Source organism: Chitinophaga sancti, assembly GCF_034087045.1.
Lineage (GTDB): Bacteria > Bacteroidota > Bacteroidia > Chitinophagales > Chitinophagaceae > Chitinophaga > Chitinophaga sancti_B.
The window spans coordinates 5905401-5929298 of the sequence record NZ_CP139247.1; the positions used below are offsets into that span (position 1 = coordinate 5905401).

The window sequence follows — 23898 nt, forward strand, 5'->3', positions numbered from 1 at the left end:
TCGTTACAATCAGCATACAAACTATTAGCGCAGCATTGGCCAACCCAGTAAAATACCTTCACGCGGAATAATCCATGCCCTTTGAAAACGCCGGCAATTGTAATTGCAAATTAATGCTACCGGCGTTTTTTTATTTCATCCCCCTGTTAAGCTCGGTAACAGCATAGGTGTTATCACCCTTTTTTAAATTATTTTAGCCTGGCCACACTTTCGCTAAAATAGATGCGACTACCAAACCATCTGTATCAACAACCAAATTATTTTTTAAACACTTATAAAATTAATACACATTAAAAATTCGCTCTGGATAGACCTATTGGCGAAATGATTTTTTTATCTATTTTCGATCACATCAAAGTTATTGTTTACCATTTTTCATCACTCTAAACCTCAATTAACTGTGATATAAACGTTGTGAAATTACCCTCAAAATGCCGGTCGGTGGTAACTTTCCCTTCGCCATTCATTTCAATAACACTTCTTTTATACAGCCGGAATTTTCCTGATGCAGTGGTATCTCTAATCCGCTCGTTCCATTTTCTGAATAGCAATACCCCTGTTGTTAAAATGACACATCCTTTGAAAACTCAGCCTGGAGCAATTTCGGGAAGTGCATCTACTTAGCCGCAATATTTCTTTATTCTTTATTCCATAAATGAAATACTCTTATGAACACGCTCACACAAGCACAGAAAGACAATCATGCATCCGTTAATCAGCGTCTGGGATTGGCGCCAGATGTGCACCTCACGCTCAACAAGCAAATTAAAAGTATCCAACAGCAAAAAAAGAACCTGGTATTTTCTTCCGATCCACTTGAATCTGACGTTCCTCCAATTCATGTCAGTGTTGGATCCATCGCGGAATTTAAAAAAATGGTAGGTGTCCCTGATGACCAGGATGACAGTCACGTCAACTATCCTTCTCCTTTGGAGGATCAACATCGCCAGCTGATGGCCAGTGTGGGCTCCAAAGCAGAATTACTGGGCAGAATGGATGAAGACCTCCACGATAAAATGCGACAAGCAGCTTATGCTTATGTGATGGGGAATTCCCGTAAAGTGCAGGAATACGAGCCACTGATTAATTCCCTCATGTTCCCTGGCAGAATAGCCGTATTCACTGGCCAAGACCTGAATATCCCTGCAGACGAAACTTACACTATTAAAGGAGAAGATCCTGTTGTAATGAATTTCGAAGAAATTACGGAAGGCCAGAATGCAGAAATTATGATCACTACCAATTGTTCATTGCATACACAATACTTCACCCAGCTGTAGTACGTTCAGTACCTGCATTGTTCACCGTATCCAAAAAATTTCCTATGGGAACAACATTCAATGTTACTGGAAGACCTTATAGTCATCCTGGCAATGCTGGCATCGCCGGGAATTCAGGTGGAAGTGGCGCCAATGGCATTGGTGGAAAATGTACCATAAAGGTTACAGGGAAATAATCGGTTACAAAAACTATTCTTATGACAACCTTCTTATTCACAGGAGAACCGTATACGAGTTCAGGCACCCCTGGTAGCATGGGTTCTACCGGTTCCATTGGTGCAAGTGGCGTGGATGGCGCCTTTGCAGTGGAAAACAGCAACATAGTTTGTACCAGGAAGCCTGGCAACGGGCAGGTAGGAAACAGCGGTTCCACCGGTTCCACCGCTGCGGACGGCGCTAAAGGTCGTCCTGCTCCTCCCAGTACTCTTCACTTAGGCGTAGTAACCGGTACTGTCACTATTAAAGCAGGTGGCGGCACCGGCCAGGATGGTGGACAGGGAGGGACAGGCGGTACTGGCGGCCAAGGTGGCCAACCTGGTAATAATCCAGCATTCACCTTCCCTCCTCCTTTTAATATCCCACCTGTATATCCTTGTACAGCCGGGGTAGCGGGAGCGCAGGGCCCCGGCGGAAAAGGAGGCAATGGCGGCAATGCAGGCAATGGAGGGGACGGTGCTACTATCATGGCATTCTATACGTCTATCAACGATGGTAAACTTGAACCTATTACTTTTTATGGCACTCCTGGAACCCCCGGTCCTGGAGGCATTGGTGGTAGTAGTAATAACAGTAATCTGGGCCCTGGCAACACCGGAGCTCCCGGAAATCCCGGCACAGCCTCCAGCATCATCATACGTCAGGAACCCTAGCAAGAACTTTACGTTCATTCACCCTTATCTAAACCAAAAAAATATAAAATCATGGCTACTATTTTAATTACTGGAGAGCCTTATTCCAGCCCGGCCCCGAATGGCGGGAATGGCAGCACCGGCACACAAGGTAGTCCGGGTGTTGCAGGCGAAACCGGCTACAATAGCAGTAACTGTACTTATTACTGCCTTTCAGGTCCTAGCAATGGTGGGCAGGGCGGTCAGGGAACAACTGGTATCACCGGATCTGCCGGGGCTAAAGGACGTCCTGCTCCTCCCACTACCCTGAATCTTGGCGTAGTAACCGATAACATAATCATTCGTGTGGGTGGCGGAAGAGGCCAGGATGGCGGTAATGGAGGCATTGGCGGCAATGGCGGACCTGGTGGTAATGCCGGTGCTTTGGATCCTAAAGGGAAATGTACATCTGCCAGCCAGGGTCCACAAGGGAGAGGAGGAACTGGCGGCAACGGGGGTAAAGCCGGCGATGGAGGCGATGGTACTACCGTAACCGTCAATTACACCAAGATCTCCGGCGGTTCTATCACACCGGATCCTTTCTTCGGAGACCCAGGTACTCCTGGTGGCTTAGGCAATGGTGGACCGGGAAATCCTACGGGCACAAATGGCAGCAATGGCCCTTCCGGCGCCAAAGGCAGCGCATCACAGGTGATTATTCGTCAAGTACCATAAAAAATTAAAAATACTATGTCTTCAATTTTTATTATCGGCGCGCCTTATACAAGTCCGGCTCAGATTGGAACAAAAGGGGCTGCCGGCAACATCGGTAATCAGGGAGCTGCCGGCCAATATGCTTACAACAGTACCAACTGTACCTACTACTGTCAAAGTCCTCCTACCAATGGCTCAATGGGTACTACCGGCACCACAGGTGGTACTGGTATTGGAGGTGGCAAAGGCAACCCTATGCCGCTGAATGATATTCATCTCGGCATCGTTACAGGTGAATGCACTGTAGAAGCAGGTGGCGGCGACGGCCAGATTGGTGGCGCCGGCGGCGTAGGGGGAGACGGCGGTCCGGGCGGACCGCCAGGAGCAGTTGACAGCAAAAGTACATGCACGCCCGCTTCTTACGGCCCACAGGGATATGGTGGCCAGGGCGGCAATGGCGGACGTGGTGGCGACGGTGGTAATGGTGATACGCTCATGGTATACTACAAAGGCCTCGGACCCAACGGCAACATCATCGCAAAAGAATTTAATGGCGCTCCAGGCACACCAGGTACTGCCGGCCTGCCAGGCGTTAGCAGCAGTGGGAATTTTGGCCCCGGAAATCCAGGCGGCCCCGGAAATCCAGGCGCACCTTCCAGTATCATCATTCGCAAAGAATAACTCCTGCAAATATTTTCGTTCGATAGCAAATCAACATGGTCTGGTCCCGCTAATGACTTATTACAAATCCGGGACCGGTTTTCCGATCAATTCTTCAATTACCTGTCTGGGGAACAAAAGGAGATTTGTTCTCCAGACATAAAACGTCTTCATACAATGGCACAGACTAATTCAGCTCCTGAACCAACTGCGCTGGCTACCAATATTCATGTTCCTCTCGCCAGCCTGGAAATGATTGCGGCACAGGCAAACATTTATGATTTACTCGACGATGATCCCAGCCTACCTCCCGGGTGGGATGTCATCATACGACCATTCAAAAATGATCCCGCTACCGATAAAATCGTTCCTATCCCATCTCAGGGATACATGGTCAAAATAACCGTTCAGGATAACGACGGCAATAAAGTCCAGGTAGATATTCTGGCTGTCGGCATCTCCTGGCTGAAATTTTTACTGTACCAATATGATGGTGCTTTTAAACTGGAGACCTTACCCACAGACATTGCCGGAAAATCCATTCCGGCAACAGCACAAGTACTTTCTATGTATTCCATCGCCTATCAATTCCTACGCAGACCGATATGGAATGCGGTTATTAAAAGAGAAGATCCTTCCCGTCCGCTGTATATCTGCGGATTTGGAGTAGGTGCGCCACTGGCACAGATAGCTGCACTGGATCTGCGTATTGGCAACCAGGGTCCTACCGATCCCAATACAGGCATCAAACCCAATGCGCCCTCTACGCCTACTCCCTGCTATACTTTCACCAATGCCAGCTTCGCGAACAGCGACATGGCTACCTATTTTACCAATACCATCACTGCGCCAGTAACGGTTACCAGAGCAGGCAATGCTGGCAATGATGTAGATCAGTGGCCCAACTCTCCCGCTGGTTTCTCCTTACTGGGCACCTACAACCCGGTGAATGCGAGTCTTGATCCAAATGCAGATGATCCATGGTGGGAAAGAGCCACTATATACTATACTCAAACACTGGGTGGTAGCCCGATTCAGAATGATCCTGAGCCTGTAAATATTAATCCTCCCGCAGGATTCTCCAGAGACATGGCTTTCTCCTTATCCAAACTCGCCATGCTCTCCTATCACTGGGCACAGCACCCCGACAGCAGCGGCGCTGATGCACCTGCCAATTATCAATATTTAACAAAAATTGATAGTAACGGCAGCACCTGGGCTTATCTCTTTAAAGGCGACACCAATAACTCCATTGTGGTCGTATTCCGTGGAGAAATCAACTGGACAGAGTTTAATACCTACACAGCCCTCACCGGCTTTACCATGCCACCATGGAGCCCAATGGGTTCCGCGCAGGTGAATATAGGTGCATATAACATTTATGCAGGCCTTGCCAATGCCCTCAAAACTGCATTACAACCATACAGCACAAGAGATCTCTACTTCACAGGACACAGTCTTGGTGGTGCTATCGCCAATATTGCCGCATCCAATTATGCAATCTCCAAAATTCAAACGGTGAAAGCAGTGTACACTTTTGGCAGCTTAATGTCGGCCAACGCTGATTTCTCCACCGTATTTAATAATGCGCTTGGCAGCAACAGCTACCAGATAAGAAGACCGAATGATATTCTCGCCATAGGATTTATGAGCATCGGATATTATGAGGTGAATACTCCCGTGCTGCTGCAGGGACAATTGAAATATGAAGATCCGGACTATCACAATCTGCTCAACTACATGAAACTACTGGACACAGCACTTTTATAATGCCAGGTGATTTCCGATTTTCCTGACCCACAAATCATTGACGATGATTAATGAAATAAGCGCCGCCAAATCAGCCAGACATAAACAGGCGATGGCCGGCATCGGTGATAATGGTTTAACTTTTGCCGGCCTGGATCCCGTACTTGCCAGCATGGGAATATTGATAGGTTTACTCACCCAGCCCGATCCTCAACAGGAAGTTTATCAGCTAAACCCCAACTGGTTCGCCAATCCTATCAATAATACCCAGCAGGGTATTACTGCCAATCCGGAGCAATTCGAAAAGTTATTAACTTCCATACTGGGTAAAATCGGAGGCAATGCCCTGGGCATTCCCATACAGGATGCAGCGCTTCTCGGCACCTGGTATCCCATTAAAAATGGTAATGACCCTACGGGGTTTTACCTGGTCAGCTATCAGAAAGAAAACAACGGCTTAAAAGAAACGGTACTGGGCCTGGGCGTCCTGCATACCTGGAAAGTGCCTCCCGGCGCCCCGCTCCTTACAGTAAATGTTTGGGGCTTAATGCCTTTCGTAGCCATTGGTAACGGCAGCTTTAAAATTACCTTTGCTGATCAGGGCTATCCCATAAGTCTGGGTGTAGCCACACAGGGCGGCGATCCAAAACTCCCGCTGGTGGATATCAACGGCATCTCTTTCGACGGGGTGAAGTTCAGCGCCATGATAGACGTTGCCGCCAGTGATCCTTTTAGTGTATCCCTGGAAGTATTGTCGTTAAAGCTCGGTAGCGCTCCTCCTGCCAATAAATCCCTCGCAGACCTGCTGGCCATCAGCGGGCAAGAAATGCTGGAAATAGCCACCAACCTGTTTATGGGAGCACTTAGCTATGTCTTCCCGAATCAACAGCAATACCTCAATTATATCACTCCTTTACTTGGCCTCACCTCGCAGGTACCTAATCTACCAAATATCACCCTTCCTGTAATGGAGTGGTATAACCTTTTTGAGGTAGCTTCCAATCCTGCGAAATATCCGGAAGGTGTTAAAACGCTGTTCTTTAAATGGTTTAATGCACTGTGTACAGATCCCGATGCGCTGAAAGGATGGATCTCCGCTCTCAGCGGATTCCTCGGCAATTCCAATCTGCAAATAGCGGGAACGGGTACACGTATAAATCCATTCCGGTTAGGCATCCTGAATGTCAGCAGTATAGGGCAACTGGATTTTGCCGTGGCTACCACGGTAGATGAAGGGGGCATCCGCTACTTTTATCCCGGTTTTTCCTTCACCGGCAGCAATGTGCCTTTAGGCAGCTCCCCTGCTGTATTCACCGCCCAGGCCAACCTTGAACTGGGACAGTTTGGACTCAGCGCGCAGGCAGTTACTGCCTCTCCTGAAATAAATTTTCAATTCCAGTTCGCTCTGCAAAATAGAACGACCGGTCAGCCTTTGGTATCCTATGATGGCAACAGCGTAGGTTCCCTCACGGCAGGACTGATCCTGGGCTCCGACGGAAAAATCGTTCCTGATTTTTCCCTGAACCAGGTTATTACCACTACAACTTCTTTTGATAAAGTAAATCTCTTATCTCCTGGCGAACTGGCAGAAGCCGGCGCGGCTGCTCTCAGTGCTGCACTGGGTACCCTCATTGGTATTGGCACCAGCGATTTTGCCAACACCATAGGGGCATTGATCGGATTAATCACGCCTGCCAGTGCAAAGAGTAACTGGCCAGCTACACTCCCAGCGCCATTCTCCGGCACGCAGATGGCTCACTCCATCCTGAATCCGGTGAAGGCCTGGGCAGATTATTATCTCGCAGTCTTACAATATGCCAACCCGGTAGACGGTAAGGCGGCATTTGCCTATATCATCCAGGAAATGGCGCTTTTACTGCAACAAACTGTATCAGGACTTAATGTAACCGTTACAGGAAGCGGTACCAAAGACGATCCCTGGATGGCCGGTATTGCGCTGAGCAGCAGTAGTCTCCCAGCCTTCCTAACGGCCTTCAAACAGGTAAATACAGACAACAGTATCGATCTGGTGATGGGACTGATGCTCCAGCCTACGATTACAGTGGCTGGTGTAGACATTGCGCCATCGCTGAACATGGGAGGACTTGCGCTGAATTTCCCTGCAAACGGCGCTGGTATAGATGCATCCTGGCTGCCTGCCGTCAGCGCCCAGCTACAGCTTCCAAACGGATTCATGACGCCGGCTATTGGAGGTGTAGTCGTTAGCGTTAGTAAATCACAACTCTCGGCCGAATGGAACCGCCAGAGCGGATGGGGATGGTCCATGTTTGTGGATTCACCGAAACTCATCATCAACGGACAGGATATTATCCTCGGACAGAACCTGAATTTCGATCAGCAAACCAACCTGAAAGATCTGGTACTAAACGCTGTACCAGCTTTCAGTCCTTTCCTGGTAGGTGCACTCGGTGCTTTACTGATGCGCGTGGAAAACAGGGCTGCCCTCTTCACCATTGGTGCACTGGGCCTGGTTCCGGATATTACCAAATCGCCGGTATTCCCTACAGGTCTGAGCTGGACCGGCTTCCAACAACTCAAACTCAACAGCCTGAGTAATCCATGGCCGGACCTGCGCAACTACCTGTCGGCCACCTTTGGTTCAGCAGCTAATGCCAAAAGCCTGCTCTCCTTACTCTCCTATGTAATCAACACGCAGATTGAAGCAGCTCCTGCCACCGGTGGCACCGGCACTTTCGACGATCCATGGATATTCCCGCTGCCATTAGGTTTTGAAGGAATCGCCTGGTATGAAGGTACCGGACAGATATTAGGTCTCGGCGCAGGCAGATCCAATTCCTGGCAATATCAGATTACTAATGGCAACGACACTACGAAATTTGGATTCGATTTACTCGCCCGTGCAAACGCACTGAAATATAATCTTTCCACCGGTAACCTCCTCTTCGATGGGCAGGTGCCTTCATTCAGCCTGACAGGAGTTCTCTACAACCCGAATGGCATGCTGGTTAATTTACCAGCATCGCTGGGCAGCGTCGAAAAAGTGATCGTTGGCTGTAATCTCTCTTACGATACCACCAAAAAGTCATTTCATTTCGAACCCGTTGTAACGCTGGTCAACGTCACCTTACCTGGCCAGCAGCCAAAAGCACTATTAACCTTACAGGACTTCCTGGATCCAGGCTTTACAGCTGCGTTCCAAAATGGCTTCATGGTATTACTGAATGCAGGTCTGCAAGCGGCATTTGAACAGGTGAAAGCCAAACCGCTCTTCCAGCAGGCCTACAGCCTGCTGTCCATGCTGGGACTAACGATAACGCACGATGGAGAAACAGACCTCCGCAACATCCAGCAGAACAATATCACAGACGGATTGCTGGGCATCAACACCGCAGGCTGGAATGGACTACTCGCGAATTTCGACACTTATATACAAACCCAGTTCAATAGCCTGCTGGCCATAAAAGAACAGCGTAGTCTGCTATTCAACTTCCTGTCTGAGATCTTCGGCATACAGTTCCCGAACTTCCCTGAGCCGGTGCTGCAGCTGTTACAGGGCATGGGCATCTGCGGTCCTGCTGAGGATGGATATACCGTCTATCCGTATGTGTTACTTGATTTAATCAGTAATCCGTACAAAACATTCCAGCAACTTTATCAGCAACTGTTTGATATCGCAAACGTCGCCAACCTGAAACAACTGGCGGCGCATCTGTCCAGGAACCTGGGCCCGTATAAGACCGGCAGCTGGACCTTCAGCACCGATTCCAACGGCGTTATATCCTTTGGTATTTTACCAGCCGACGCATTCCAGCTGGGTTCCTTCCTCCTTACCAGTGGCGGCATACAGCTAGACCTCAGCAACGAAAAGCTGGAAGGAACAATGGATATTTACTGCGCAAACGTAGGTATAACCCTGAGATGTGGATTTACCCTGAAGCTGGAAGCCGGCGTACTTAAGCCTGCATTTAAAGCATCAGCGATATGGGGGGACGGCAGCAAACCAGCCGCGCAAGCCCTCCATCTTATACCGTTTAACACCAGCGACTTCCTCAACAACGTCGCGGATCTGGCTCCAGCTTTTACCCTCAATATCTTTCTCAACGCCATTTTTGAAGAACAGCTGCTGAAAAAATATCCGCTCATCCAACAAATTTTCATTGGGCTGGGATTGGGAGAACAAATACAGACAGAAAGTCAGGCAGTACAAAAAGCGGTGAACGGACGGCATGCTATTGCTACATCTGTTGCCGATCAGCAGTGGCAGATGCCAGCCCTCATGGGCATTCTCGAAAATCCTTTGGGATGGCTCCTCTCCGACGATGTATTAGGCACCAACGGCAGATTCAGTATCTCTAAACTGGTGCAAATGCTCAGTCATTTGCCGGCAGTACAAGCCTCCAATGGCATCAAAGTAACGCCTGATAACAAAGGTATGACCATCAGCGGCATGCCTTATGGCTTTGAAATTTCCATGAGTGGAGAAAATGAAGTAGCCACTTTCGGTTTTGACACCAAAGACCTTGTTATCAGCGACCAGTGGGGCACTTTGAATATCCTGTCTTTCCAGGTGAGTGTGGATAGTAACTATCAGCCTTCTTTCGCTGGTGAACTTACCGTTTCCACCGGTTCAAAAATAACCGTTCCATTTTTTGTCAACACCGGATATAACAACGACTTTTTCCTCAACATCGCGCAGGGCAAACCAGGCACCCCAAATGGCCTCTCGCTGCAACTACTGCCTTTCATTGGGTGGGGTACACTGGCCGAACAGGCAGCCCGGCTCGCAGCTGCAGCGGCTTTGAAGAACCTTGTTCCGATTGTATTACAAAAATTATCCGACAGCGGAGCCAAAGTATTTGTAGATAAACTCATTGCATTTGGCGATACCGTCAATACCACAGAACTGGTAGACAACATCATCAAAGTACTTACGCCATCTGCATTTGCGACTACATCACAGCAGGATCTGCTCAAGCAGATTGAACGGGTTGCCCTCGCGTGGTTACAGGAAAAATTTACCCCAACAGGCGCTCCAATAACGGTACAGGGTTTAATTACATTGCTCAAAGATGTAATGCCCGGTGTGTCTGCACAAGGTGGCAGATTAGCATTTACACCAGACATTAAGATACCGATCACCATTCTCGCAGGATTGAATGACAATGGGTTTTTAGGACTGTGGGCTACCTTCACTCTTCCTGATACACAGGTATTGAAAATACAAATTGCGGAAACCGGCGTAGGTGTGAAACTAGATGGAACACTTGATTTCTCTTTTGCACTGGATATGCTGATCCCTGTAGATGATAAAAGCGGACCGGGTCTAACGTTTGCATATGATTTAAACAAAGGATTCAATCTCGTATTCGACCCAACCAGTGATAGTACCGATTTCTCCAAACATTCAGATCTGGCAGTAGAACTGTTACCGAATTTCTTCAGCAAACCTACCGCTGATCTGGGCGCCATGCAACAGGGCGTGACCGATTGGTTGTTGCAAGTAGTAAAAGTAGTGCTACCCCGATACGTTTCTCTCCTGGTGCTCAACATCCAAAAAGTGAAAGACTGGCTGGAAGCCCCTATCGTGACTTCTGTTACCGGTGCGCCTACACCTGCTACACTGTTGATAGCGACGTCTCTCATCCTGAAAAACAATGGAAAATATGAACTGAACAGTATCGATAATCTTACCAAGCTGACACCCTCCGGGTTCTTTGGCAATCTGTTCTATACGCTGATGCAGACAGAATTAACCCTGTTGCAATTCGGTGATAAGAACAGTGGTAAAATTACCGTAGGACCGCGTGCGGGCAAGCAGGATTACTATGGCGTAAGAGTGGCAGCACCTAACCTTAAACTCGCAGCCCTGCCTAATCTCGTAGTACAAATAGGAGCAGATGATACCGAATGGATCGATAAATCCAGTACCAATAAAATCACAGGAGAACCGGGCATAGGTTTCTACCTGCCTATTACTAAGTCGGGTAACAATGAACTGAATGTAGACTTCTCTCTGTTCAATTTATTGTTGTATAATCTCGGTTTTGATGTAGTTGGTACCAATGGCAAGCCTATTGTGGATCAGCCGCGATTTAAAATTGGTGCAGTACAGCCTAGAACAGTATTTGAACTGGACTTCAAAGGCAATGCAAAACCTGGCTTACAATTCGGTGCAGGCGTCACTTTGGCGAACATCGGATTATCGCTCGCGCCGGATAAACTGGCTGGTTCCGCGGGCACCAACCCTATTGCCAATAACCTCCTCGGCTCAGGTAGTACAGCTGGTAATCCGCCTGTAAATCCTGAATTTTCTGTCAGTACTGCCTATACAGAAAAACTGTGGGTGAATCTGAAATCCAATACGGGTAATGGTGCGCAGGTAATTGTACCGATAGAACGTTCTTTTGGTCCATTGTATATTGATAGTCTGGGTTTAGGTTGGGAAGACACGAATAAACTACTTGACTTCCTCTTCTCCGGTAATGTGGCCCTGGCAGGTCTTAAAGCATCCGTAGTAGGCTTAACAGTAGGCGTTCCAGTTACTGACCCAACGAACTTCAGTTTATATAAGGCAGACCTCCAGGGATTGGATATCAGTTTCAATGGAGGTGCTGTTGCCATCAATGGCGGGTTCTTAAAAACAGAAACCATTGTCAACAATGCGAAGGTTATTATGTACAACGGTGTGGCGGTGATTAAAGCAGGTACCTTCTCGCTGATGGCATTGGGCTCTTACGCGGAAGTGCCGGTATCGTCTGCCCCTGGTGCAGCCACCATGCCTTCTCTGTTCATTTTCGCTGTGCTGAATTCGCCATTGGGTGGCCCTCCATTCCTGTTTATTACAGGTATCGCGGCGGGCTTTAGTTTTAACCGTTCGCTGGTGATTCCTGATATTACCCAGGTGCAGGACTTCCCGCTGCTGAAAGGCCTCGTGGATGGCACTTTTGCAGAAGGAGAAGATCCGGGCAAGGCGCTGCAGCAACTGAGTTCAGTAGTACATCCGGAAATAGGAAAGTACTGGCTGGCAGCAGGTGTGAAGTTTACTTCCTTCGAACTGTTGACCACCTCCGCCCTGCTGTTCCTCAGCTTTGGCAAGGAATGGGAAGTCAATTTGCTGGGGCTTAGCTTTACCTCCCTGCCACCAAAGATTCCAAGAAATCTGGCGCTGGCCTACTTCGAGCTGGCTATCAAAATATCCTTCCTTCCAGTAGATGGAATACTTTCCGCAGAAGCACAACTGACCCCCAACTCATTCGTATTATCGAAAGATGTGAAAGTGACCGGAGGGTTTGCTTTCTTCCTATGGTTTAAAAATATTAAAACATCCACCTATACTATACCTGCCGGTGATTTCGTCATCTCATTGGGTGGCTACCATCCTGATTTCAATAAGCCCGCATGGTATCCTACTGTTCCACGACTCGGTATGCAGTGGAAGATGGATATCTCCGTAGGCAGTATCAGTATTGCCGGAGGCGCATACTTTGCATTATGTCCTACGGCTGTTATGGCGGGCGGATACCTCAACGTTGCGTATGATTTGGGCCCGTTGAAAGCATGGCTGAATGCATCTGCAGATTTCCTCATCGAATGGAATCCATTCTACTTCAATGTAGGTATTAGCATCACAGTGGGCGCATCTTTCGGAACCACCATCCTCGGTGTTTCCATCACCATTCGTGCAGAACTTGGTGCTACTCTCCACCTGGAAGGGCCGCCAACACATGGTTATGTGAAAGTGGATTGGTACGTAATTTCCTTCACCATCCCTGTGGGCTCAGGAGAAACTGCAACCAATGACAATAATATCACCTGGAAAGCATTTGCCGACGCCTTCCTGCCACCTCCTGCATTACCGGGAAGTACGATGGGCAATGCCAAACGGAAAGTGAAAGCAGCAGATGAAGTGCCTGTACAACAGGTTGTGAAACTCAATCCGGATTATGGTCTGCTGAGCGATAATAACAGTCTCTGGACCATTCAACCCTATCCTTTCGCCCTTAGTGCCAAATCATCGATTCCTGCATCTGATGTGGCTGTCACCAACAGTAACTTCAGTCAGAAAGGCGTTCCCGTTGGGGTACGGCCAATGGGCTATGTAGATAACCTGAATGCTGCACTGGTGATTACGCTGACAGACAGCAAAGGTAATCCGGTAGATCTTTCGGCCCGCAAAATTAAAATGATCGTGGATACCAATGGCGCGCCATCCGCGATGTGGTCCCAGGATCCGCTGGACCGCAACAAACCGCCACAGAGCGATAATATGCTAATCCCTGGCGCTACTTTCGGTATCATACTGGATGGTGATGAATACAATTACCTGGGTAATGTACCTGCATTCAACATAGAGAATCTCAAATATGAAATTGGCGCTTACCGCATGTTGCCTTACAAGGCGGTTATCAAATTCCCGCCAGCAGCAAGATATCCGGCAAGCGATCAGAACAATGCCTATCACGTGATCATGCATTCCATCATGAGTGATCCTGTTATCATTCAACGCAATAAGATCCTTGGGGGCATCGCTGCCAGCAACATACTGGCGCCGCTCAATCCGGACCTCAGTGTGATGGCATCTTCTGCAGACATGATTCTGCAAGCGCTTCCTGTGATTGCGCGACTGGCCGTCTTCCAAAACAATGGCGAACTGGAAGCTGCAAGGAAAATACAGCCACCTGCAATACCGCTGGCTGCAACAAGTATCGTCAAAAAGCTGAAAGCGCCTCAGCTGGTAGGTTTGGTGAAAAGGTACAAAGTGAACCGTAACCAGGCTACCAAATCAGGTAAGCTTCAAACTACTGTCAGGAGCCATTATCAGGCGCACAACGACATTACCAGGAAAGCGAAACGGCTGGCGATTGACAGCGCAGCCGCTGAAGCCCTGGGTACCACCAAATTGCTTTACGATGGAACGTCCATACTCTGGGCAGTGGATCATCAGGCAGCCACCAGGCTGCATCTGAAAGGAAATCTGGCGCTGCGCATTGTTAGCTTCGACCGTCATGGCCGACTCACAGGCATATACTCAGTAGTGGGTGATCAAAGTGTGAGCATAGCCAAAGGTACAGCACAGGTGGCCGTTCAGGGTTATGAAGCCACAGGAGAAGGATTCAGTGGCTGGGAAATCGATTCAAAGTTGTTTAAGACCAACACCGTATGGGCACTCGGTGATGCTGCCATGGTGAGGGTACAGAATAGTCAACGTATACGAGTTCGCAGTACCAAGTCCAATATAGGGCTGATAGATGCGGCTGATCTGCTGTCACACAACCAGGTAACAGACCTCAACCAAAATACCCTTAGTGGCTGGATACAATCTGTATTCCCTGCAGACATCAACTACATCGGCGTATTGCTGGAAGAACAGACAGGTGCAGATAGGCTCGATGTAGCTGTTGCTGCCGGCACTATTCCTATGCAGGGCGCCAATCTGCCACCAGCACAGGTACACGAAACAGAGAAAGGCACGCTGCTGATTTACCCTTGTACACCATCTGATAGTTACAATGCCATTCTGGCCATACCAAAAGATAATAAAGTAAAGATACTCGGTATGTATGGCCTGCCGGCATTACCGACAGACAAGCCAATCGTCAGCAACTTTATGCATCTGCGTAATGCAGGACTGGATCTTACCAACTCAGATGTAAAATCCACTGTTGTCACTATTCATTCCAAAAATCAGGCACTATGACATCCCGTTTTGATACCAATCCCGGCACCATCGGCCCAGGTATGATACGCTTCTACGATGCAATCCTTAATCCGCTGGAAGCCGGCGAATATACCCTTAAAGCCGAGCAGCAGGTCAAAGACCTGCCGGGAGAAGCACCGCCGCCCTATGTGGCCACACAACAGCTGGTCGTGGATGGCCCCAGGTATAATATCAGTCCTGCTGACATTCATATGGTATACCCTCCCGCTAACCAGGAAGGGCGCTATGATACAGTGATGCCCAATATGGTATTTACCAATTTTGCACTTCCCTGGGCAAGAGACATCGACCCTGCGGTAAAAACAAACAATAATCTCTCCGCCAAAGATGGCGATGGCAACCCCATTCCATGGATTGGATTACTAACCATATACCCCGATGAACTGGTTGCCAATAGCGGTACTGCAAAAGCAGGCGCACCACAAACTGTAACCGTATCTGAACTGGTTCGTCCTAAAGACCCCAAAATACTTCCACCCGCGCTGGGCGATTTATTCGGGGCAGAAGATACGCAGGTCTCTGTAGTAGACCTCGATATTGCCTATTTCCAGTCGATCTGTCCAAGCATCGATGAGCTACCCTTTCTGGCCCATGCACGTGAAGTAAATACGGATGGAAAAATTCTGCTGGGCATGGAAGACGATGGCTGTTTTTCCCTTGTATTCAGCAACAGGCTACCGATGGCGCCCGGGCAGAATACCATGTACCTCGTGTCTTATGAAGGACACCAGGCACATCTTCATGGAAGTACTATTAGTAGCGACTACACCAAAATACGACTGGTATTATTGGGGACCTGGCAATTTAAGGCACTGGATGCACAAGGCAGTTTCATCCAGTTGATGGCAAATCTTTGTTTACCCGGCAGAGGTGGGGTGAAACTGCTCCAGATGCCTCTCTCAGACAAAACCGGGCAGATATCCGAAGATGCGCAGAAAGCTATTCAGATGGGTTATGTGCCCATGCAGAATAACATGCGGCAGGGAGAAGAAAGTACCTCCTGGTACAGAGGACCATTCGTACCCTCTCCTACCAAGCGCGATTTCTCTTATGGTCCCTATCATTACAGCGACCATGCTATTCATTATGATCCGGAAAACGGATTGTTTAATCATGCCTATAGCAGTGCCTGGCAGACAGGCCGTTTACTGGCATTGTCCGATTCCAATTTTTCATCCGCCATGTTCAACTGGAGGAATAATTATCTCAACAGTATTGTCAACTCCACCAAACAACTGGATAGGGAAAAAATGATTGCCATTGCCGGAGAAGCACATAACATGATGCCTACAGCGCATGCCCGCGCAGCAGTGGGTATGCTGCTGGCAGGCGGATTCAGTAAAGTAAAATGGCCACAGATTTTGAGTCGCACAGAAAGAGTGTTACAGGAAGGACTACCCGGCGTACTGAGCGAAGAAGAGAAAATCGCCATTGTAGAAAATGACGCAGATCCACTATTGATGCTTGTTAAAAAAATAAAAGGAGAACAGCTATGAAATCATGGGGAAACAGAGATGCCATCATCACAGACGTAACAAGGAAATTGTTAGCCGCCAGGGAAGGAAACTATCCTTTCCCCGATTTGCCGGACAACCTGACTAACTGGCTGGCCCAGCTCACATTGCTGTATGGCGTACCAGTAGAATACATGGTAGCAGATAATCGTATGCTACCGCTGGAATCCATGCGGTTCTTCTACATAGACAGGAACTGGCTGGACCGGCTGGTAGACGGCGCCCTCAGCGTAGGCGTGCTTTCGTCCAGGGAGCAGGTGTTCAACGAAACTTTCTACGAAGACATCTATGCCCAGATAGACGTACGGCAAATGCAGCTGCGTGCCAATCTGAGGAATGAAACACCTCCTGCTGTAACAGCCGCCGGTGGTGGCATGACAGGCGTTATATTCCGTTCCGCTGTAGTATCAGGATGGCCGGGGCTGGAAATAGAAGCGTATAAAGACAAAGTGCTACTGAGAATACTGCGTATGGATCGCCTGTCTGATAACACCATGCTCTGTATCTGGGAAGACCTTCCAGATACCGTGAATTTCATTGAGCCTTCTGAAGGGCTTCATTTTGGCGTTATCATGGATCCGGGCGCCGATACCTTCAAAGTATATCTGAGAGGCCTGGGATATCCTACCACTAATCCATATCCTGCCGGCGAGCAGATTTTTAATGGTCCCGATCCTGTGGCTGCATCCGGCGGATTCAGAAGTGGCGTGAAAGGAGTGATTGATATCGCCGGCCTTAAAAACAACATCACCAAGGCTATGCCAGCGGGCGCTCTTCCCGATGGTAAATTATCGCCAGGCGCTATGGCCATACAAATGGTGCGCGGAGCAGGCAAGCAGCCATATGATATGAATTCGCCGGCATGTGAAGGCTCCATTTCTCAACCTTAAACCCTGAATCATGGCAAACTCCCAATATATCCCCGTTTGGCCGGGCCCTGTAGTGATGGTGCCGGTGCCGATAGACATACTTCGTATAGGTAAACCAGATACAAACTCTACTACCATCTGGGCCACCAACAAAAATAATTACTACAACCTGTGGATGAAGCAAATTCCCGACCCGCCACCATTTGGACAGGGTACTTGTCCGGATGTAGGTGTACACCTCATGTGGACGCTCCCTTTTAGTATGCGGCAGGGAAAACAATCCGCTGAAGATGCTGCGGATATGAATGTGAACTTTCCTTTTGTTCCCAACCGCTGGCTGATTACCCGGTTTACTTATCCGGTACAGGATAAAAACAATCCCAATCCCGCGCCTCCGCAACTGCAGGCCACTATCGTTTGCAGCGATACCTTGTTTGATATCCGGGATGCCACCAACAATGGCTCCACAGCAGGTGCCAGTCAGTATCCATATCCGGATGATCCTACTTTCCCCATTAAAGGAATAGGCCAGGCTATGCCGCTGGCCAGCTGGAAAGGAGAAGCCCGCTTAGGTGAAGCCATCATCAGGGCAGTAGGTCCTGGTGATGTATCCTGGTCTGTTGCCTACGATAATGTGAAGAATGTATTTACACTCCATGATCCGGCAGACAGTACTGCCGCACAGTATACCTATTCCCTGCTGGGTTGGTATGATGAACCTACAGATGATTTGCTGTACGACATTTCTACCAGCAGCAATGAAGATTGGATGGAAATGTTGCAGGGCCAGTTTGGCTGGACAGTTGGTGGATATGCAGAAGTGCAGGAAGCGGTAGACGACTGGCTGGCATGGCAAAAATCTCATGGCCTTGATGGTCCGTTTGATCCCAATAAACTGCAACTCCCGCCACAGATTAAAAATGCAATGATTGCCTGGAATGCCTGGCGTCAGCAATATGGGGTGAAAGAAGATCAGCCTCCGTTGCCCAGGCAGTGTATTTGCCAGTCGATGGCTACTGTGGCATGGCAGGGAGACACGATAGCCTATGGCACGGGCGTTCCCACCCCGGAAGGCGGCGTGAGCATATCTGTGGGTAATAACGCCATGGAAGCTATTTCCGCTTACATGGCCACACAGGTAGTAGAAAGTCAGCAGCAGAATCCTGCAAATATACCCATCGTGGAAAGAGCCCTGGAAGCCTTTCAAAAAGATATGCTCGCACAACTCAACGACGATCCTACCGCCGTTGAAATGGCTATCCACGCTGATCGCTTTGAACAACATTACAGTGGGCAGCAATGGATAGTAGTACGTCCGGAAAGTACCAATCAAAATATATTGGGTACCGGTGGACAACAAACTATTCCCCTTAGCACTGCAGATACAGCAACGCTGACCCAGCTGAACAGCAAGCAACAGGAACTGAATACGCTGAACCAGAACCTATCCACACTGCGACAGGAAATGTTCCAGCTGCATGTAAAACAAAGTCTGTTTGTAAAATCTACGCCGGCAGCCACCAAAACCCAGGTCAACAACAGTATGGCGGCTATCACCCAGGCTTTGCAAACACAAACAATAGAAAGGGATCAGAAGCAGGCAGAAATCAGCACAGATGCCGCTGCCTTTGCAACAAAACTGGGCGCCAATTTCGTTCTGAAAGCAGTAGACCTGCTGCCTTCCGCAGCTCCCGTAGATCCGGTGATTATGGTAGGCGGCGCTTATATCGATACCAAACTGACCTCGCCGGATCAATACACAGATGCTACAGAACTCTTTGTACGCTTCACGGGACAAACCGTTACAGGTATCAGTGTAACCTTCACCATTAATAATAACCCCACAACCCAGCTGATAGCAGCAGAAGATCTGCTGAACAAGGTGACCATACCCACCTGGAACATTTTCCCGAAAGAGGCCATGGACCTATGGGTGGAAACCATGATACTGGATACTTCCTGCGCTGCTTTGATAGCTTCCATCTGGTTCAGCAAGACGGGCGTCTCCCCCAGTAACAGCCAGATGCGACAACTTACCCAACAGATTCAGGCACAACAAACGGCTGTCTGGAATGACTCTGCATCCCTGGGTTTCCATCCCCAGGCACTTAAAGCCGTTTCTGGTATAGAAGGCGTAATTCCGTCACCGTTTGCGGTAGCATTCATTACCCAACAACCATGGACGCCCATCTACATGGATTGGAAGATCCAATACATTCCTTCTTCCATGGATGCCACCAACTCTCTAAACAACTGGAAACTGGGAGATATTGATTTCGACTGGACAGGCGATAACCTTACACCACCCGCCAATAATATTGTGCTGCTGGGCCGGGCGGTGATGAACCTGAAATCGTCCCAGGTAATCAAATCCAAAATGGCTTCCTTCCAGCAGGATCCTATATTTGACGGTATTCCGCCATATGTGCTGGATGATCTTCAAAGAGTAGCCGGCATGGTAGGACACCTGGATTTAATGACCCAGTCTATGAGCGGTTTCACCAAACAACTCATTACTTCGCTGATCTCCATCAATACAGCGCCCAAAGATGCCAGTGTGAAAAAGCTGTTGGGCGATAGCCAACTTAATTACAGACCGAAGCTGGTGAACTACGTGGATTCACAGCCTTTCTTCCCTATTCGCTCCGGACACTTCCAACTGGTGAATCTCTGGGTAGTAGATGCTTTTGGGCAGGTATTAACCACCAAGGACAGGTTTGCCGGACCACTGGATGCACTCCCGAACGTGTTATGGTCTGAGAACTTAACCACCAGCAGTCCTAACTATAAAAACCCAGACATCAAGGATTACGGACAACTCTCCCCAAGAGTATCCCAACCCGCGATTGTGCATTTAAACCTCTTACAGCAGAACAACGACGCTATTCATACCAATTCCTCCGACCTTACCAGTCCTATCTGTGGCTGGGTAATGCCTAATCATATCGATAATTCCCTCATGGTATTTGATGCCAATGGCCGCAACCAGGGCGCAATTATCAAAGTACAAAGGCAGATTGAGGATGGAAATGAAGAAGTCGATTTTCAATATACTGTCAGATGGGATGCCGTACCTGGCAGCAATACCAAGCTGGGAGCACCACCTGAACTGGAGAATGAACACCTGCAGGCATTTATTACCAGTCTCCTGAAAACAGGATTCAGCGGTTCTGCCGCCTATGATGACCTGATGAATGTCATTGACGTTACCCTATGGCCCATGACCAGTTTTCAAAGCCAGTCTGCCAACCAGTCCGTATTATTAGGCCGGCCGCTGGCGGTGGTAAGGGGTGAAGTGCATATGGAGCTGGCAGGAACGCCTGTGTATAATCAAAGTTGGATTGACACCGGGATCTATTATGACGACAACCAGAACTATAAACCAGTAGATCCTCCGTATATGAATACGCCCTTTCCTGTCAGAATCGGCGATTCCTACCTGACAGGGAATGGCGCCATCGGGTATTTTGAAGCGGATAACTACGATACCTTCTATGCGGTATATGGCGCCAATGGTCAGACAAACGAGCTCCGTAAGATGTTTTCCCACAATGCAAGGGGAAAGATCAATTTAGCGGGATTTGCTGCACAAAAATTCACCGGTGCCGACTTCCTCTCCAACTATGTACAGCAAGGACATACAGTAATGCTGACGCCTCAACGAAATGCCATTAAGCTCACTATGCTGGTAGATACCTCCGGCGGCATCCCTGTTATTCCTGGCAGTCAGCCTACGTTCAGCGTGAGTTTGCCTACAGGGCCAATATCCACTGCGTTGTCGAACCTGAAGTCTACCTTCCGGACAGGGCCGCTGCTGCTCGATCCCGACAAGATCAAGATGCCTACACCTGCCGAAGTAAACGGCAGATGGGGATGGGTAGCCCGCAAAGATGTGACCACCTGGAGACCGGAAGAACCTATCGAACAATATACGCCGATAGCGACATCGGATCAGGATAACCTGCGGCTGACAGAAGGTTGGATCACCTTGTCGGGCGCAAATAATCAACTATCAGAAAATAATTAAAAACAGGATTATGGCAAATCTGACCTTTGACTATTCGTTCCAGCCATCCGAAATATTCACTAACTCGGTAGTGGACCTGAATCTATATGTGACCAACAATACGAATGATACCATTGAATTCGAAGGAGCCCCCGACAGTGATGAAATCCATATCAATTTCCCGCAGGGATCGGGTGCTACGAAACTGGTAACCAATGTTGGTTTTACCGCCGATTCAGATACAAAGTATTTCAGCTGTGCAAAAAGTGCCAGCAATGATGATTATGTCATCACTGCTAATATGAATGTGCCTATTCCAAAAGGCGGGCAGATTCATATCATCTTTCTTCGGGTACCTATCAATGATGCGCCCGGCACGGCCCCTGTTACCATTACAGAATACCTCGGATCCGCCGATTTTGCCACTGGTACTAAGGATATCGTTAAAACCCAGCCGGCTGCCCTGAGTATCATGGCTTATTTGCAGCAGCAGGTGGTAGGACTGGATCAGACAACCACTCTTACCTGGTATTCTACCGGCGCCACCAGGGTAGTTGTAACAGGATTCGCCACCGGCGACAAGCAGCGGACCTTCCCTGTGCAGGGCGACAAGCCACCATATAAAGGATCATGCATTGTGGATATTGCCGCCGACTTAGACAGCACCACCTACACATTGATAGCATACAACGGCAACGGTAACTCAGATCCAAGTGTGCAAACATACGTAGTGCTGTATCATGGCGATGCAAAAATCAATTCCTTTGTTGCTTATAATACGGGTGATCTGAGCCAGCATAACGAAGTAGGATCAGCGCCACTCGCGGTAGACCAGTCTGTCACGCTCTACTGGTATCTGACTTATGCTTCCCGCTGGCAGCTGAAGCCTCCGGGCAAGCCGCTGAATAATCCGATTACCCCGCGGAAGGTAACGCCGGGAATGGATTTAGTACAGGCTTTTCAGGGCAATTACGGTGGCATGCCGGCAACATCCGATTATAAGTTGACCGCCTTTGGATTTAAAGACAGGAACCCGAGCCAGACCATCAGTTTCAAACTCAAACCGGTAGGCATAGGCTACTTCAAATTCAAGGATCCTGCCCTTACGCAGGTCGTATGGCAAACAGATCCGGCAGACTGGCCGGCAGTGGAAATAAAAATACCGGCACAACAGCCATATACTTTTACGATATGGCAGCCTGGCGGAAAGTTCGATGTATACTATCTGGGAAGCAATGATACGCATCCGCAGATACAGTATTTCGATTACACCAAAGTCAGCGGCGACCAGTACAAACTCAGCTGGATAACTGCGAATCTCACCAGTCTTACCCTCAATCCGGGCAATATCAGTATTACCGGCGACCAGATTAAAAATGGATCTCAAACATTAAAGCTGGAAGCGGCACAATACAGACTTACTGGGCAGGCCTCAGATGGCAGTAAGATAGACAGTGTGCTGAATGTGCCTTATACAGGTAAATAAAAAATCGATAACGATTCATTTTTCACCTTTAAAAACACATGCTATGGCAGAGAACCCCCAATCCCTCGAACCAAAAATTCTGGTAGACCCTAATTGTACCATCACCATTGCAGCTGGAAATAATATTCCCAACTACCCTTCCGCAGTATCCAACAGGAATATCGTAGATGCGCAGAATGCCATCGGTCGACTGACATTTGCAGATATATGGAGACTGCCACCATGGAGAATTGAGGAAGGTACTGTGCGCCTCGATATACAAGGCGCCATTGCTGGCGGCGGCCGCAACTGGCAAGTACAGATCAATGGCATAAACGGGAACTCCACCATTTCTGCTACACTGGTACAAGGTAATCTTGCTACAGCCTCTACAACAGAAAGACAGCAGTACGTTCAACGCATGGTACGCAGAGCGTTGGAAGACAGCTTGTCTACCCAAAAAATAACAGACGTAAATGGACCTTGCAAATAGACAACTTATCCGGGTCGGCGATTTTGCAAGCCCATTTTTTCGTTTAGCTCACACCATTAGTAAACCCTATAAAATTATTTCTTATGGCAGAAATATCCATTAAAGAAGGCGAAGCAAAGCAGGTTACAGGGAAAGACACCTTGAAATACCCTGATATCAACAGCTGCCTGTCTCTCACTGCCGTTTTCGCAGATGACAAAAGAGTAGGCGGACACGCAGTGATGTTTCCCGCATCTCCGCAACTCAACCTGAAACAGATTTGCGATTACCTCATTGCCAATAAAGGGACCAGCAATACATTGATAATTGTGGGAGACATTGGCACGTGGAATGAAAACTGGTCCATGTTGGATGAAACTAAAAATCTCGTCATCAATGGCAAAAAGGTCAACAATGCCGGCGAACTGGGCCCAGCTATGGGCTTTACCCAAAATGTACTGAAGGACACCATAGTCTGCGATGCCAGTGGAAGTACGTATGATGTATACTTCGGTTTTGAAAGTGGCAAAAGAATCTACTGGTGCGTTGATCACAAAACCGGTACCATCTGTACCAAGTTTGGAAAACAGACCTGGTAAAATCTACTGCTGCCGGCATTTCTACGGTTAAGTGCCGGCAGCT

General features: G+C 48.5%; 13 protein-coding genes. All 13 read left to right on the plus strand.

Annotated elements, in window-relative coordinates; genetic code table 11:
* Positions 1–668: 668 nt before the first annotated feature.
* Complete coding sequence (locus SIO70_RS23980; RefSeq protein ID WP_320575019.1) at positions 669–1280, plus strand: hypothetical protein; 612 nt, start codon at positions 669–671, stop codon at positions 1278–1280.
* Between the two features lie 44 nt (positions 1281–1324).
* Positions 1325–1456 carry a hypothetical protein gene (locus SIO70_RS23985; RefSeq protein WP_320575021.1) on the plus strand — a complete coding sequence of 44 codons (132 nt, stop codon included), beginning with the start codon at positions 1325–1327 and terminating at the stop codon, positions 1454–1456.
* A 21-nt stretch (positions 1457–1477) separates the two neighbouring features.
* A complete protein-coding gene (locus SIO70_RS23990; RefSeq protein WP_320575023.1) occupies positions 1478–2149 on the plus strand; it encodes a hypothetical protein in 672 nt (223 codons plus the stop codon).
* A gap of 51 nt (positions 2150–2200) precedes the next feature.
* Positions 2201–2842, plus strand: a complete 642-nt coding sequence (locus SIO70_RS23995; protein WP_320575025.1) for a hypothetical protein — start codon at positions 2201–2203, stop codon at positions 2840–2842.
* Between the two features lie 15 nt (positions 2843–2857).
* Positions 2858–3502: a hypothetical protein gene (locus SIO70_RS24000; protein ID WP_320575027.1), complete on the plus strand. Its 645-nt coding sequence runs from the start codon at positions 2858–2860 to the stop codon at positions 3500–3502.
* 156 nt (positions 3503–3658) lie between these two features.
* Entirely contained in the window at positions 3659–5251 is a 1593-nt protein-coding gene (locus SIO70_RS24005) for a lipase family protein (protein WP_320575029.1), read from the plus strand.
* A 43-nt stretch (positions 5252–5294) separates the two neighbouring features.
* Complete coding sequence (locus tag SIO70_RS24010; protein ID WP_320575031.1) at positions 5295–14909, plus strand: DUF6603 domain-containing protein; 9615 nt, start codon at positions 5295–5297, stop codon at positions 14907–14909.
* Positions 14906–16426, plus strand: a complete 1521-nt coding sequence (locus tag SIO70_RS24015; RefSeq protein ID WP_320575033.1) for a hypothetical protein — start codon at positions 14906–14908, stop codon at positions 16424–16426. Before SIO70_RS24010 ends, SIO70_RS24015 begins: the two co-directional genes overlap by 4 nt.
* Complete coding sequence (locus SIO70_RS24020; protein ID WP_320575035.1) at positions 16423–17334, plus strand: hypothetical protein; 912 nt, start codon at positions 16423–16425, stop codon at positions 17332–17334. Before SIO70_RS24015 ends, SIO70_RS24020 begins: the two co-directional genes overlap by 4 nt.
* Before the next feature lie 10 nt (positions 17335–17344).
* Positions 17345–21340 (plus strand): hypothetical protein, encoded by a 3996-nt coding sequence (locus tag SIO70_RS24025; RefSeq protein WP_320575037.1) that lies wholly within the window; start codon positions 17345–17347, stop codon positions 21338–21340.
* A gap of 10 nt (positions 21341–21350) precedes the next feature.
* Complete coding sequence (locus SIO70_RS24030) at positions 21351–22805, plus strand: hypothetical protein (RefSeq protein ID WP_320575038.1); 1455 nt, start codon at positions 21351–21353, stop codon at positions 22803–22805.
* A 43-nt stretch (positions 22806–22848) separates the two neighbouring features.
* Entirely contained in the window at positions 22849–23277 is a 429-nt protein-coding gene (locus tag SIO70_RS24035; RefSeq protein ID WP_320575040.1) for a hypothetical protein, read from the plus strand.
* Positions 23278–23360: 83 nt separating this feature from the next.
* Positions 23361–23855: a hypothetical protein gene (locus tag SIO70_RS24040; protein WP_320575042.1), complete on the plus strand. Its 495-nt coding sequence runs from the start codon at positions 23361–23363 to the stop codon at positions 23853–23855.
* Positions 23856–23898: the final 43 nt, after the last annotated feature.